This is a genomic window from Nitrosospira multiformis (assembly GCF_900110185.1).
GTDB lineage: Bacteria > Pseudomonadota > Gammaproteobacteria > Burkholderiales > Nitrosomonadaceae > Nitrosospira > Nitrosospira multiformis_A.
This window is the reverse complement of the sequence record NZ_FOCT01000018.1, coordinates 1-14,408: the sequence shown is the minus strand read 5'-3', so window position 1 is coordinate 14,408 and position 14,408 is coordinate 1. Positions and strand designations below refer to the sequence as shown.

Genomic DNA, 14,408 nt, shown 5'->3' with positions numbered 1-14,408 from the left:
CTTCCTTGCAAACTCTCTTCTTTAAGATAAAGTACCAAAAAAGTTAGTTTCTGGCTGATCCTCAACTCCTAAAGCTGATCACCCAATACTTCATTCTATTCCCTATTCGTTTGAACACTGGACTGCTGCATCCGCCCGTAATTGCTCAATATTTACCCTTTTCAGCAAGGCGAGTCGTGACATACCCGGACCTTTACCGTGACTTCCTAAAGTTATGTAAAATTCATGCGTACCCGGATCGAAAAAATCTATTTCTCTCATATTGATAAAACCAAGCGCGTACAAATCCTCAATCATCAATCTGAACCAATGGGGTGTAAAGCACCAGACGTGAACATCAATATATGCTCTTTCTTCTGTAACTTTTTTAACTGCATTTCGTACCCCTTCTATTCCATGAATAAATGAGAACTCATTAGTATTATTTCGCGGCCAAGTAATCGTTCCTCCGCGTTTAACTGCATTGAGTAAAAACTCTGCAACCATACCGGGGGAATTTAACTTTCGCCCCTCCAGACTTGCATCTATGACGCTACCAAGGGACGAAACTGGCCTAAAGTGATCAAAACAAAATCTTGAATCTGGAATAGCTAAGGAGAGTACACCCTCATCCTTAAGAATCTCATCACAATCAGTTAAAAATCCTATCATGTCCGGAACATGCTCGATCACGTGTGATGCTATTATCCAATCGTAATACCCAGACTGCTGAGTCAATTCTGCGTACGATTCGCCTCGCCATACGAAATCCACTTCTTCGATATTTTCTAGAGCTACATTAGCGTTTTCATACTTAATCTTTAGATCATCTCTTGTCATATGATCTATTACATGAGTTCTATAACCCATCCTCTTCGGCGCAAGGGGGCGATGGCTAGGCCCAATCTCTATTCCAATTCCATCCTTATCAATATTTGCCAATATATAATCGGCCCGATTTTTAGCATCGCATGATTCGTACTGCATATCAGGTCGCTTTTTATCAAAATATCAATCGAAGCAAAATTATTGCTGTCACAGTCTTTCTATAGTCTTAAGCTCAGATAAATGTACGAAATCCAATTTCTATTTACCAAAACCCAAGCTCTGGCATTAATAATCTTCGTATCCTCGTTTTACCGATTACGGTTTCGTCAAAATGGCAATTGATTGCCCCAATGCCTGACCGTTCCACCGCTTATCTGTACTGTCGACAAATGATAGTTGATGAAAACCTAAGGCCTGACTCCACTTCTCAATAACATTACGTTCAATGAACATGTTCAAATGAGAAGTTTTGCCGAGATATCTATCATTTACCGTGTGCGCAAATATGCCCCAATGGGTGGGTTGATGAAATTCCAGGAAGGAAAATATTAGCTTGCCCCCCTGCTTTAAGCACCGATGAATTTCTCTAAGGTATATGTACGTCTCCTCATGAAGAAGATGAGTAAAGAGACTGAATGCGCATACCATGTCAGCTATTCCCTCCGGTTCCTCTATTTTAAGGTTCACGTTGCGCCGAAACTGATAATGCGAAGGGCATACTGTTTTAGCATAATCCAGTAGCATTTCCACAATATCAATCCCTAAATATTCAATATTCCGACGTTTACTGATAGCCTTTGCAGCCCGCCCGCTACCACAACCCAGATCGATCAACTTCATGCCATTTATCAACCCATTCTGAATTAATATCTCAGAGAGTATTTCTCCTATCTGGTCGTACCCTCCGCCGACTGCCAGAGACATTGCTTCATCAATAGGGTATCGAGCAACAAGATCTGATACGAGGCGTTCATAATCTTCTACATAATGGAATTGAGCCATCTTGTCCTTCTCCTCCTCCATAATAAATAAAAGTTTTCGACTGGCTCCTAAGCGTTACTGCTTTTTAATTGATGCTCCAGGAATGATTTTGATAGTTAGCGGTTCCTCAATTCTCTCTAGCTCAACTACAGTGGAATAAAGATCCCATGTTTGCGGTTTCTTGCGGTCTCCAACTGGACTAATTATCGTGAGAGTCACCATACCATTCGACGCTGGGCGAATATGGCCCAGTTCATCTCTCAAAATTCCTGGCCCTTCAGACCATTGATTTTCTACGGATACCCTATCACTTACAGGTTGAAAATCTCTATTAAAAAAATATAACCACGTTGCACCTGGTTCTCTATTAACTGCAACCATAAATAGATTCCACTCTTCAATAAACACCATTTCCGCCGTAAATCCATCTACAACTCTGTAATTTCTCTTAATTTCTCCATTAGTTGTCGGCATAAAACCTTCTTTCAACAGCTCTTCGAATGTTGAAAACAGTGGATCACGTGATCTGATGACAAAAAGATTGGCTCCGATATTGGAACCTGCAATTGGAGCTGTTGTATCTGTGAACAACATATAGTAGTAGGGAGAAACAAATACAACTGCAGGTTGGCCCGCACCATATGTATTTCGTTTTCCCTCGGTAGTACTAACCGCCTTCACGATAGGGACACCGTCATTTTCACGAGTCCAATGCAATCCATCCATACTTACAGCAACACCAATGGCGGTTGGATTAGGAAGCTTCAGTATCCGTTTCTTAAGAACATCGATCCCGCTGTAATACATATAGTAGTGGCCATCAACGCGAATAACAGAAGGATCGCAAGTATGTTCGCTATCAAATCTATCCTTATTTCCGGAAGGGCTGAAAACATTTTTTATTCGCTCATCGGAGCTGGTGTAATGAGTTTGATCATCAAGATTATCCAGATAAAGGATTTGATCACCCGAAAAGCCAGGCAAATTCCCACACCACCATATCTTATTTGATTCAGATTCATTCATTAATGCAGCGGCATAATCATAGCCAGGCCGAACTACTACGGCATTCGTACCTGAGTTTTCTGACGCTTTAAGCACATCGGCATAAGTTATGGTACTCAGAATTACCATTACAACGTAATACTTGACTAAGACGCGTTGTAGCTGAAAGAGCATCCTAAAAACGGCTGTAATCTGGCTAATCATTTTTTAGTCATTTACATCAAAGAAGCTGGCTCAGGTTTAGTTTTAAGTGAAACCTGACCCAATATCTTATTATTTTCAATAAAAACAGTTAGCTTGGAATTACTATCATTCAGCTTTAAGTTCTTTAGCTGTATATTGAATCCACAATATCCGGAGATATGTAAGCCTGCATTCTTCACATCCGGTCTGGGTAAACAAGCAATGTCCTGATATACCATTTGGTCATTACAAAATACTTGCACCTTTGCAGGTCGATACGATGTATAGTCTGCTGAGGTACTTGCGAGCTCAGCAATTATTAAATCCTGTGCAATGACCAAAGTTGACGAAGTACTAGATTGGTTTAGGATCCCAGCATCGATATTGGGACCCAATAGTATTCTGCAATTTGAGCCTTTATGGACGTTTACCCAGAGCACAAGCTTAAAGAAATTTACGATAAGTGTGGGAGGGGCAACGATTTTTACTCGAACTTGGTATGCGAAGACTGCCGAAGCTCCAATGATTATACTGGCAAATCGCAATTCACTCACTTCCCAGATTACCCCTTATTCAGATGGTTATATGTCAGGAGGAATTTGGAAACCTGCCACCTTCACTATCGATTTTACTCTAAATCAGATCGTAGAATTTAGAGGGTATAGGGAAAATAGCAATGACAGTTTAAATCTGGAGTACTACCGAGTGCTGCACCTCGTGGGTGATTGAAAATAGTTTCACGTAAAGCTCGACTGGCTTGATCACTTGGAGCTAATAAGATTTCAAAGACGACAAGCGGAAGACTCAGCGCAAAAGGCTTGTTTTAGGAAAAGACTTCGGCTTCGCTCAGTTTTGGTGCGGTTGCATCTTTTGCTGAGACAAGGGGTTGCGTGCCAATTTCAACAGGCCATGAAATAGAAATGCTCGGATCTGCCCAGAAAAGACTGCGATCAAGCTCGGGAAAGTAATAGTCTGTGGTTTTGTACAAGAAATCTGCGCTGTCGCTCAACACATAGAATCCATGAGCAAACCCTGGTGGCACCCATAATTGGCGATGGTTATCCTCCGTCAGCTCTACCCCAATCCATTGCCCAAAAGTCGGAGACGATCTACGAATATCTACCGCCACGTCAAATACAGCACCGCGCACTACACGTACGAGCTTGCCTTGTGGTTGACGAATTTGATAATGCAAGCCACGCAATACACTCTTCGCAGAACGACTGTGGTTATCCTGAACAAAACTCACCGTAAGCCCGGTAGTTTCCTGGAACATTTTTTGATTAAAGCTTTCCAGGAAGAACCCCCTACTGTCGCCAAATACTTGGGGTTCCAGAATGAAAACGTCGGTAATGGCGGTAGGCATTACCTTCATAGCAGCGCCTCATCCAGCACTTGCAATAGATACCGCCCGTAGCCATTCTTGATGAATGGTTGTGCTAGATTTTCTAATTGCTCTGCTGTGATAAACCCTTGACGATAGGCAATTTCTTCGGGACAAGCAATCTTAAGTCCCTGGCGGTGCTCAATGGTTTCAATGAACTTGCTGGCTTCTATCAAGCTCTCATGCGTGCCGGTGTCAAGCCATGCATGGCCTCGCCCCATAATCTCTACGTTAAGCTGATTGCGCTCAAGGTAAATTCGATTGAGATCGGTGATCTCCAGTTCACCCCGGGCAGAAGGCTTGAGTGCGCTTGCGACATCAATGACCTGGTTATCATAAAAATAAAGACCGGTTACCGCATAGTTGCTCTTCGGCTGAGCGGGTTTCTCTTCCAGAGAACAGACACGATTATGCGAATCAAAGGCAACCACCCCGTATCTCTCAGGATCCTGAACGTGATAGACAAATACCGTTGCACCCTCTCGCCTTTCGTTGCCCGGCGCAACTGCAAATGCAAATCGTGTCCATAAAACAGATTATCCCCCAGCACTAGTGCGCTTGGATTACTCCCGATGAAATCGCTGCCAATGATGAATGCTTGTGCCAGGCCGTCAAGGTTGTTCTGTACGGCATAGCACAGGTTGAGCCCCCATTCACTCCCATCCCCCAGCAATTGCTCGAAGCGTGGGGTGTCATCGGGCGTGGAGATGATGAGTATGTCGCGAATGCCTGCCAGCATTAGCGTGCTCAAGGGGTAGTAGATCATCGGCTTGTCGTATATGGGCAGTAATTGTTTAGATACTGCCTTGGTCACGGGGTAAGTCTGGTACCGGAACCGTCGGCGAGGATGATTCCTTTGCGCTGGAGCATTATGATGGCCTCAGTATTTCAGTAAGCATACGTTCCACAGCTCTCCTAGGATGGCAGGTTTAGGTGGAAGGTATGTTGTAGTTTGGAATTATCTAGGCGCGAATTCTTGGGGCGATGAATTCCGTCTCACCTGTTATTAAAGTCATTTTTAAAACCTTGTCGCCATTCTGGCGCTTAAAGCAATCTGGAAGATAATCTGGGCAACCTCCTTCGCGAACTGCCGCCACTTTTGATCCACTTTTGGCAGGACTAGTATTTCATCACCGGCCCGTATTTGCCCCCTGCCGCCAAAGCCGAAGAAACCACTTGTCATGTCATCAAAGCTGCCATCACGATGCGCGACGATTATCCGGCTGGTATTGGCGTTTTGCGTATAACCACCTGTGTGCTCAATGTACTCTTCGAGGCCTAAGCGAGGGTCAAATGCCACTGTGGTGGGAAAAAGCACCTCGCCACTTACCAGCACTAGTCCATCTTCCGCAGCAACTCGCAAAATATCGCCGTTTTCCAGCAGCAGTTCGTCTCGGTTAGGGGCCTTTGCGATCACTACCTGACCAGTGGGCTCGATCGATTTTGCGCGCTCCACCCATTGCAACATGAGATTTGCTTCTTCCGTGCGCAGATGCGCTTCCTCGCTAGTACCCGAACGAGCCGTGAGAACAGCAGCCTCGAGACTTTTAAGAGAAGTTTGGAGCATCTGTTTTTGCCGTTCTTTAGTGCTGAGCCGATAAAGTTGTAGGCTATCGGCATCTGAGCGGCTGGAAAACTCGATTTGGTCGAGGAGATCACCAAGTCTCGCTCCATATGGCAATACGTATTCCTGCACACTTAGGTGTTCGCCTTCTACCCGTACGGTAATCGTTCCAGGCTTCTTATCCGCGGTGAATTCAACCTCATCCCCATTTTGAAGAGATATGTGATTGGCATTAAGCAACGGATAGTATTCAACATTCCGGGTGATGCCGGTATTTCGCACTACCCGCACGTGCGTTGTCTGCGCTCCTGGTTTAGCGACTTTTATGAGATGACTCAAGGTGAGTCCCTCTCCTTCGAACTCGAAACGCTTGGCGTTCTCCGCGAAACCACCGACCTTGACGGTATGCTGTCTTGGGGCAACAAAGATGACGTCGCCATCACCAAGCTGGATGAGGGGCATAGTTCCGTCTAGAAGAAAATCATAAAGGTTGACTGTAGAACGTATCTCGCTGCCGCGCTTTACTTGTACGTTGAGGAAAGAACCTCGAGTCGGGTCGATACCGCCTGCTTGGTCAAGGTAGTGCAGAAGGCTATCCATGCTTGTGCCACTGTAGAGTCCGGGGCGATTGACAAATCCTCCCACGTAAACGCGCACCGGCTGAGCGGCAGCAAGACTGGCATAACTATTGACATTGGCGCGGAAGGTTTTGGCGACAGCGGACTCCACCACGCGCTGGAGATCCTGATTACGTACTCCCAGAACCCGGACAGGGCCAATGTGCGGCAGAAATATATTGCCTTTTGGATCAACCGTAAGCATGACCTCATGCTCGAAGGCACCCCAGAAACGCGCCTGGATTTGATCACCTACTGCAATGAGATAGTCTGGGTTGAATTGGGTTGCTCCCTGCCGGGCAAACGCTCCTGTAAAAAGATTTGCTCCAAAAACATCGCTGTTCAAATTGGCGGAATAATCAAAAAACTGAGGGGGCCGTGTCTGAATTTCAGAAGTAGCGGATTCTGCTGAATCCTTTTTTTGGGGTGCTTCTTTTGTTTTCTGTTCTTTCGATGTAAGAGCAGATTTTCCTGGTGCGGGAGTGCCTGCAAATGGCAGATTCAATATTTGTCCCGCCCCGAATGGGTCAGTGTTGGCACAATAGCTCGCAGGTGTTATCAGTGCCAACAATAGGACTTTGATGAAGAATACCGAGGGTAATTTCCATCCAGCCAGTCTATAGAAATTACGTAGCTTGGGAAAAGACGATGAATGAAAAGCAGACGAGAGCATCAGTTAGTCCTTGTGATCGCGGATGATCGCGGCGAGCAAGTGAATGATGCCGGCAACAAATAATGCAAATAGTATGGAGATTATGGAGTTATATATTCGCCGCGGTTCAAGTGGATACTGGGGTTTGCTGGGAGTTTGCAACACAGAAACTTTTTTTAGTGTTCGTGTTGCCTCGACTCTTCCTTTTTCTAGAGCCATCAGTGTTGTTTTATAAATGTCCTGCGCAAATTCTGCATTCAGTTGCAATCGCTGAAATTCCTCCACTTTCCTGTTAAGTGCGTTACCGTTAGGCGTTGCCAGTCGGGTTCTCTCTTTGTTTATCTGTTTCTCGACTGCGGCAATCTGCAAAGCAATCTCCTTGAGATCAGGGCTATTGGGCATTAAATAGCCCAGCATTGCGCTCCGACGGGTTCTCAACTCTGCAAGCCTGGATTCAAGGTCATTGACAATGCCAGCAATATTTTCAGCGGTACCTTGTGGAGAGAGCAGTCCATTCTCGTTTTGGAATCTTAGTACCCCCTGACGGCTTTCGATCGTACGTTCCCCCATTTTTGCCACCTGCTTCTCAAGAAAATCAACTTGCTCTTGAGCCAAGTCATGGGACATCGCGTTCATGAATTGCTCCCCTTCTGCAACCAACATCCCTGTGATTCCATGGGCTATTTTCGGATCGTATGCTTGAGCTTTGATAACTAAAATACCGCTATAGTCATCAAGTTCGACACTTACTCGAGAGAGATAATAGTCATGAAATTTTTCGATTGAGGCATTCTCGAACCACATTCGAGACAGAAGATCATGACTCCAGTCGCTATAATGTGAGCGCAGATTGAGCTTGGCATCGAGTTTTTGGAGCATGTCGGCAGACAGGAGATGGTCACGCAGGAGCAGTTGGTCCGCACGATTGATCCCACCTATTCCCCCAAGCAAGCTTGCAACATCTGTGCTCTGGCTCCCCGTGAGGTCCGTGTGTTGAATAACGATATGTCCCTCAGAAACATATCGATCCGACGCTATGAGTATCCAGTAAAGGGCAGCAGTAACGGAGGCAATAGCGGCTACTCTGAAAACGTGTCGCCGTAACAATTGCAGAGTGATCAAGTGTTGTACCCGCTCGATCAGGCTTTTTCGAATCTGACCGAATCGGCTCGGGTGGGGCAGCGTAGTCATACGGGCAAACTTTCTTTATATGCCCTCAAGGCATCCTCAATATTGTCAAACCAGTAAGCCATTCCCCCTTGAAGGACTATACCTGCTGTACAAAACTGCTTGAGAATCGCCTCTCCATGGGACACCATAATGAGACTGGCGCGTCCTGCCAGATTCTTGAATGCTGTTGCTGCTTTTTGCCTGAACGCGGCATCGCCTACCGAAGTTATCTCATCAGAAATATACGTATCGAAGTCGATGGCAAGAGAAAGCGCAAACTGCAGGCGCGATCGCATGCCGGAAGAATACGTGCGTACCGGCTCGTCAAATGCATCCCCAAGTTCTGCAAAATCCTGGATCTGGGCAATACGGTCCTGAAGATCCTCTTCATGTCCATGAATACGGCAAACGAATTTGGTATTCTGACGCCCGGTAAGAGAACCTTGCAGACCCCCGCCAAAACCCATGGGCCAGGAAACCCGGCCTCCCCTCTCTATACGCCCCCGGCTCGGCTGATCCACTCCTCCAATCAAACGAAGTAAAGTTGATTTGCCAGCACCATTACGACCAATCAAGCCCACATTGACCTTCTCGGGAATGACTAGAGATATCCCCTGTAATACCCATTTCCCCGGACCATGATCCGTTTGGTACCGCTTATATACGTCCTCAAGAATAATCATTGCGTGATCAGCCTGATTCGAAAGTGTTGATGCAGGCTCAATCCAAAGAATAAGGCTGCCAATGAGCAGCCGTAGAGATAGGTAATGCTGAGCTCTGGAATGGCATGATAGTAAGGCGCGAAACCTAGTCGCGCCGCTTCCAGCCCATGTGCTACAGGGTTAAATACGAGCCAGTCCCGATAAGGGGAAGGTACCGCAGCAATAGGGAAAATAGCTCCTGAAAGAAGGTAAACAGGCTTCGCGGAAAATTCGATGACTTTTCCAGCCTCGCGAATCAGCACAACTGCAACCGAAGCGATTAGCCCGAAAGCAGCCCCTAGCAGCCACAGTCCAAAAAATGCTAACAACACGGCCAGGGGATCTGCCGGACTGACGTCTAATCCGAATAGGCTACCTCCGCTAAGTAAAATAATGGTGATCAGAACCATTAAGAAACCTTCGAGGCAGATGCGTACCAGCACGGTATCCACGGGTTTAACCTGCCTATATGCAAAGAGGGCCTGGTTAGCGCTGATGGCACTCATTGAGCGCAGAGCGGTTCGATTAAACATAAAGAACGCCAGCATTCCGACCATGAGCCAGACAGCTGTGTCGATACCCCCGACCGTTCGCATACGAAAGAGGGTAAAGACAACCATCAGGGAAACGATATAAATCACGGGTTCCAGCAATAACCAAAACCATGCCGCACGCTCCGCCCGAAGCCGACTCACAGCCTCGCGGAGAAAAAGAGCCTTCCATACCGAGCAGGTAATTAAAAATGCAGATCGAGACACTATTGGCCCTGCAATTTTCGCTAATACTCATTTAACTACAGAGTTTGAGCTTGAGACAGCTGTAAAAATTTACAGGTTGCAAAGGCTTCGAAAAGGCAGTTGGCGGCAAGGAGAGATTGTCGCCAACCCTAACGAACTGGAGAGAATGGAAGATCTATCTTTAGCAAGATCCTGCAATCACTTAGCAAAGGCTGTATTTGACGCCTCTCTTCCAGGAGCTTCAATTAGCTCTTCATTAGTCCTGTACTTTCGTCCAATATCCAGATTATCCCTTAGTGCGTATATTCGCCCCATCCAAATCCTTGGATCTTTGCTTCATTACAGAATCAACAGTAAACGCACTACGGGGAGATTTTTAATGTTGGACAGGGCGATCCGAATCTATTCGATGGCGAGTATTTTTGCCGTTGGTGTCGCGACTACATCCTCTGCCGGCATGGCTGCTTTGATCACTGTCACAGCAGGTGGTGTTCCTGATGGTGGCGCGGCACTCTACGAAAATTTTGACAACCTCGCTGCATCGGGCGGGGTTACTGGCAACGGGATTACTGTGTCGTTCAGCGGAAAAGGCGCCGGCGTCGCCAGTCTTCCGGATCTGGGAGGTTATTATGCTGCCCCTATTATTATGGATAGCAGTGCAACGTTATTTGGTAACTATCAGGCCGAAGGCCCAAATGAAACCCAATATCTAACTACAGGTATGGGGCAGGTCATAATGGAATTGGAGGAATACCATCAATATTTTGGGCTCTTATGGGGTTCAGTTGATTTCCACAACTCCCTTTCTTTCTATGATGACCATACTCTTCTCTTCAGTCTAACTGGCCTCGATATTCAATCAATAGTCAATGATGGATCCCAGGATGGAGCAGGCAGCTATTATGTAAACGTTATTATTGATGATTACTTTAACAAGGTTATTGCTTCAAGCTCAAGGTATGCGTTTGAATTCGACAATGTGGCACTGCAACCTGATCTTCTCGCTCCTCCAGCTGAAATGGCCGAAATAGCTGAAATTCCCGAACCCGCTACCCTAGTTCTTCTAGGCCTTGGTGTGCTTGCGCTTATAGTTACTTGTCGCACTAGGCCTGAGGTGAATACGAAATTTGGTTTCGGCTAGAAGCTGCAATAATTGTTTCATGGGTTCAAAATACTATTTGAATTCATATGTGGCCTGTGACAAGCAGCAAACGGGGAAAGAGGAGAAGATTCTCCCGGGAGAAAATCTCTAAAACCGGGATGATATTAGGACTGTTTAATTGCCTATCCCCCCTTATAGCGGGGCAAATCCACCTGCCATGCTTACCCGAGGTCTCTCAGGTCTCTGTGACAAATTGTCACACGCGACAATTTGTCACATTCCCAGAGCGATAAAAAACGATTATTCTGCCGCCAACTTCTTCTGAAGTTACTAAGTATGATGTGGTACTGCGTTTGTTTTTACGCATTATTCTTCTTCTATATTTGGCTCATTATACCACCCCCCTCGGTATCACGATCCCTTTTTCTTTTTCTGATCAGTTATGCTGCGCCTTCTCCTGAATCATACTGTTCCGTCCGGCATTGAAGTATGACAGTTTACCTTGCATCTACAGAAACCTAAGCGAGGACCAGGCAGCCTAATTCGTTTATTCGTCTATTCTCGATAGCACGAAACTCCATAATTCCCGCGTTTCCATTACACCTTTACCTGCTGGCTCGCTGGACTCAGCTTCCAGCATGTCTCGATTGTAGTCTCCGAGACCCCTGCCTTATAATGGCACACATCCAAGAACAATTGTTCTCCATGACTATAATAATTCCACTGGCGTCCCCTGGTACCCGGCCATCATTGCCTGCCCTGCCGGCGGCTGCTGCCGCCCCCGAGCTCTGCCTCCTGCCCCTGCTGCTGCATCGTATCCCTGCCGGATTCCCTTCTCCCGCGGACGATTACGCGGATCCCCGCTAGACCTCAATACCTATCTCGTGCGAAACAAGACCGCCACCTTCTTTTTCCGGGTGATGGGCGATTCCATGACAGGAGCCAACATTCATGATGGGGACCTGCTGGTAGTGGACCGCTCCATTGAGCCAAAGCACGGGCATATCATTTTGGCGGTCATTAATAATGAATACACGGTCAAGCGGCTCTACAGCATGGATGGCATGATCGAGCTGTGGGCTGAAAACCCTGCTTATCCGCCCATTCGCGTGCGTGAGCATGAGGAATTGCGGGTTTGGGGCGTCGTGATTGGCGCCGTATCGCGTTTCGCTGTGTAACATGATTCAAGGATCCACTCAGGGAAGACTGTGCGCCCTGGTCGATGTCAACAATTTCTACGTGAGTTGCGAGCGGGTTTTCAATCCGGCCCTGGAAAACCGTGCAGTGGTCGTGCTCTCCAACAACGATGGCTGCGCCATCGCGCGCTCAAACGAGGTAAAGGCCTTAGGCGTGAAGATGGGCGCGCCGTGGTTCCAGATGGAGGCACTGGCAAAACAGCGCAATATTGTTGCCCTCTCCTCCAACTATGCGCTCTATGCGGACATGTCCAACCGGATCGTATCGATCCTGCGTGATTACAGTCCGAACATGGAAGTGTATTCCATTGATGAGAGCTTCCTGGAATTGAGCGGCTTGGACAGCCTTTGGCCATCTTTTGACGTTATGGGGCAATCCATACGGCAACGCGTGCGCCAATGGACCGGGCTGCCGGTGTGCGTAGGCATCGGGCCCTCGAAAACATTGGCGAAGCTGGCCAACCACATCGCCAAGAAAAATTCCCGCTTCAACGGCGTATGCGACTTGGCGTCCATGGACGAGGCACAATGTGCTGACCTCATGACCTCGATCGACGTAGGCGAGGTATGGGGTGTGGGCCGGCGTATCACCACGCATCTGCAAGCAGCTGGAATCAAAACAGTGAAAGACTTGCGCGATACGCCTCCCGCTTGGCTGCGCTCCCGCTTTGGCGTAGTGATGGAGCGCACGGGCAACGAGTTGCGCGGCATCTCCTGCCTTGCGCTGGAAGAGATTTCCCCTTCAAAAAAACAGATTGTCTCGTCACGCTCGTTTGGGCAACTCGTGCATGAGTTGCACGACTTAAGCGAAGCAGTGGCAAGCCACGCAAGCAGTGCTGGTGAGAAGCTGCGCGTCCAAGATGGCGTATGCAATGCCATCCAGGTATTCATCCAGACGAATCCCTTCCGCGAACAGGACCCTCAGTACGAAGGCAGCATCGTCATCCCCCTACCCAATGCGAGCGCGGATACGCGCCTGCTGGTGCGCGCCGCCCTGTTTGGCTTGAAGAAAATCTATCGGTGCGGTTTTGCCTACAAGAAGGCCGGCGTAATGCTCATGGGCATAAATGATGCACAAACCGCGCAAGGGTCATTGCTGCATGAACATGGCGTGGGCGAGCGGTCGCAACATTTGATGCAGGCCATGGACGCTCTCAACTCGCGCTACGGGCGCAACACCGTCTCCGTTTTTACTCCCTCTTCTCCCAAGCCCTGGGCCATGCGGCGAGAAGCGATGTCGCCCTGCTATACCACGCGCTGGAGCGATGTGCCGGTAGCGCACGCGCGCTGACAGTTGAATTTTTCGCGAGCGCGAAAACAATACTGAGGGCCAGTCGAAGATACTGGCCCCCTGTAATACAGCTATTTCAACTTTCTCATTTCCTCAGCCAGTACCCATAGGACGCGGTTGAGCTTCACGTTCTGGTCAATGCCGGTCACAGCGCGGGTAGTCATGGGGCGTCCAGATTTGCTCCGCCCCCTTATGCCGCCCTTGATAAGGTTTTCTTGAACACGGCTGAATGTCGTCCACATGTAGCTTGCACGATCCAAAAAACGCCGCGGCGTCAGTAAATCCTTTTCCGTAATCGGCGCCGGTTCCGAATCTTCATATTTGAGGGTCAAGGCGGCTCGTGCGAAAGCCTTTTGCTCGCCTTCATTCAGGGTGAGCGATTTCATTTCTTCAAGCTGCTCGCCCACTGTCTCGAAGCTCTCCAGCACGCTATATGCTCCATCGATGATGGTGTTCACGGCATCGCCGTTATGCCGCACCCGTATATCATGCAGGGTGTCTCCGCACACCATTCCATTGGCGCGCACGAAACGGGACATTCCGGCCATCATCTGGTAGGAACTGCTTCCGTCATGGCTGTTGAGCAGGACGATCTCGTTTGCTTCCTCGCCGTTGATCTGGCTTGCATTGCGCAAACGAAGCATATGCTTGGTGTATTCCCTCTTTCCTTCATCCCGCACCCGCGCCTGGCAAACCATGAAAGGCTCGAATCCTTCATGGCGCAGGCCCCGCAGGATTTGGCTGGTAGGGATATAGGCGTACCGGTTGGAGCGGCTGTAATGCTTGCTTTGGGCAAAGACGAGGGTGCGACCCACGCTATCTGCTCATCGGACAATGGATGTTCGGAACGGAAAACTACAGGATTACGGAAAGTGCTTACGAGTGTCATGATTGCCTCCTTGAAGAGTGATTGATGAATGAGAGGCTGTGAAAATCACATCCTCTCATTCGGACTCTCCTCGCCTCGCCCCTGGGGGCGACGGGAGTGGGGAGACAGCCCTTGCCCTCATGAGCAAGG

The 14,408-nt window shown here is 48.0% G+C and carries 13 protein-coding genes and 1 pseudogene; 4 read left to right on the top strand and 10 right to left on the bottom strand.

Features of this window, described 5'->3' with window-relative positions:
* Positions 1-102: 102 nt before the first annotated feature.
* From BMY01_RS15175 to BMY01_RS15130, 9 genes and pseudogenes are all read right to left on the bottom strand, one after another.
* Positions 103-966, bottom strand: a complete 864-nt coding sequence (locus tag BMY01_RS15175; RefSeq protein WP_074748967.1) for a class I SAM-dependent methyltransferase — start codon at positions 964-966, stop codon at positions 103-105.
* A 156-nt stretch (positions 967-1,122) separates the two neighbouring features.
* Complete coding sequence (locus BMY01_RS15170) at positions 1,123-1,809, bottom strand: class I SAM-dependent methyltransferase (protein WP_074748997.1); 687 nt, start codon at positions 1,807-1,809, stop codon at positions 1,123-1,125.
* 54 nt (positions 1,810-1,863) lie between these two features.
* A complete protein-coding gene (locus tag BMY01_RS15165; protein WP_074748966.1) occupies positions 1,864-2,997 on the bottom strand; it encodes a glycoside hydrolase family protein in 1,134 nt (377 codons plus the stop codon).
* Positions 2,998-3,799: 802 nt separating this feature from the next.
* Positions 3,800-4,351, bottom strand: a complete 552-nt coding sequence (gene rfbC, locus BMY01_RS15155) for a dTDP-4-dehydrorhamnose 3,5-epimerase (RefSeq protein WP_074748964.1) — start codon at positions 4,349-4,351, stop codon at positions 3,800-3,802.
* Positions 4,348-5,230: pseudogene (gene rfbA / locus BMY01_RS15150) on the bottom strand (glucose-1-phosphate thymidylyltransferase RfbA). Before rfbA ends, rfbC begins: the two are co-directional and overlap by 4 nt.
* Before the next feature lie 148 nt (positions 5,231-5,378).
* Positions 5,379-7,046: a polysaccharide biosynthesis/export family protein gene (locus BMY01_RS15145; RefSeq protein WP_217638686.1), complete on the bottom strand. Its 1,668-nt coding sequence runs from the start codon at positions 7,044-7,046 to the stop codon at positions 5,379-5,381.
* A gap of 171 nt (positions 7,047-7,217) precedes the next feature.
* Positions 7,218-8,384, bottom strand: a complete 1,167-nt coding sequence (locus BMY01_RS15140) for a KpsE/RkpR family capsule polysaccharide export protein (protein WP_074748963.1) — start codon at positions 8,382-8,384, stop codon at positions 7,218-7,220.
* On the bottom strand, positions 8,381-9,046 hold the full coding sequence (locus BMY01_RS15135) for an ABC transporter ATP-binding protein (protein WP_074748962.1): 666 nt from the start codon (positions 9,044-9,046) through the stop codon (positions 8,381-8,383). The genes BMY01_RS15140 and BMY01_RS15135 overlap by 4 nt, the downstream gene beginning before the upstream one ends.
* Positions 9,043-9,822 (bottom strand): ABC transporter permease, encoded by a 780-nt coding sequence (locus BMY01_RS15130; RefSeq protein WP_074748961.1) that lies wholly within the window; start codon positions 9,820-9,822, stop codon positions 9,043-9,045. The genes BMY01_RS15135 and BMY01_RS15130 overlap by 4 nt, the downstream gene beginning before the upstream one ends.
* 358 nt (positions 9,823-10,180) lie before the next feature.
* Here BMY01_RS15130 and BMY01_RS15125 point away from each other — a divergent pair, with 358 nt between their 5' ends.
* The 4 genes from BMY01_RS15125 (at position 10,181) to BMY01_RS15115 (ending at position 13,390) form a co-directional block, all read left to right on the top strand.
* Positions 10,181-10,942, top strand: a complete 762-nt coding sequence (locus BMY01_RS15125; RefSeq protein WP_074748960.1) for an Npun_F0296 family exosortase-dependent surface protein — start codon at positions 10,181-10,183, stop codon at positions 10,940-10,942.
* Between the two features lie 666 nt (positions 10,943-11,608).
* Entirely contained in the window at positions 11,609-11,770 is a 162-nt protein-coding gene (locus BMY01_RS18470; RefSeq protein WP_254772779.1) for a hypothetical protein, read from the top strand.
* 53 nt (positions 11,771-11,823) lie between these two features.
* A complete protein-coding gene (locus tag BMY01_RS18465) occupies positions 11,824-12,081 on the top strand; it encodes a LexA family protein (protein WP_254772785.1) in 258 nt (85 codons plus the stop codon).
* Position 12,082: 1 nt separating this feature from the next.
* Complete coding sequence (locus BMY01_RS15115; protein ID WP_074748959.1) at positions 12,083-13,390, top strand: Y-family DNA polymerase; 1,308 nt, start codon at positions 12,083-12,085, stop codon at positions 13,388-13,390.
* A 71-nt stretch (positions 13,391-13,461) separates the two neighbouring features.
* Here the strand turns inward: BMY01_RS15115 and BMY01_RS15110 are convergent, their stop codons facing one another.
* Entirely contained in the window at positions 13,462-14,205 is a 744-nt protein-coding gene (locus BMY01_RS15110; RefSeq protein ID WP_439331412.1) for a DUF932 domain-containing protein, read from the bottom strand.
* Positions 14,206-14,408: the final 203 nt, after the last annotated feature.

Coding starts and splice junctions, on each gene's coding strand:
- BMY01_RS15175 (WP_074748967.1), bottom strand. CDS start 966: ATGCAGTACGAATCATGCGATGCTAAAAATCGGGCCGATTATATATTG.
- BMY01_RS15170 (WP_074748997.1), bottom strand. CDS start 1,809: ATGGCTCAATTCCATTATGTAGAAGATTATGAACGCCTCGTATCAGAT.
- BMY01_RS15165 (WP_074748966.1), bottom strand. CDS start 2,997: ATGATTAGCCAGATTACAGCCGTTTTTAGGATGCTCTTTCAGCTACAA.
- rfbC (WP_074748964.1), bottom strand. CDS start 4,351: ATGAAGGTAATGCCTACCGCCATTACCGACGTTTTCATTCTGGAACCC.
- BMY01_RS15140 (WP_074748963.1), bottom strand. CDS start 8,384: ATGACTACGCTGCCCCACCCGAGCCGATTCGGTCAGATTCGAAAAAGC.
- BMY01_RS15135 (WP_074748962.1), bottom strand. CDS start 9,046: ATGATTATTCTTGAGGACGTATATAAGCGGTACCAAACGGATCATGGT.
- BMY01_RS15125 (WP_074748960.1), top strand. CDS start 10,181: ATGTTGGACAGGGCGATCCGAATCTATTCGATGGCGAGTATTTTTGCC.
- BMY01_RS18470 (WP_254772779.1), top strand. CDS start 11,609: ATGACTATAATAATTCCACTGGCGTCCCCTGGTACCCGGCCATCATTG.
- BMY01_RS18465 (WP_254772785.1), top strand. CDS start 11,824: ATGGGCGATTCCATGACAGGAGCCAACATTCATGATGGGGACCTGCTG.
- BMY01_RS15115 (WP_074748959.1), top strand. CDS start 12,083: ATGATTCAAGGATCCACTCAGGGAAGACTGTGCGCCCTGGTCGATGTC.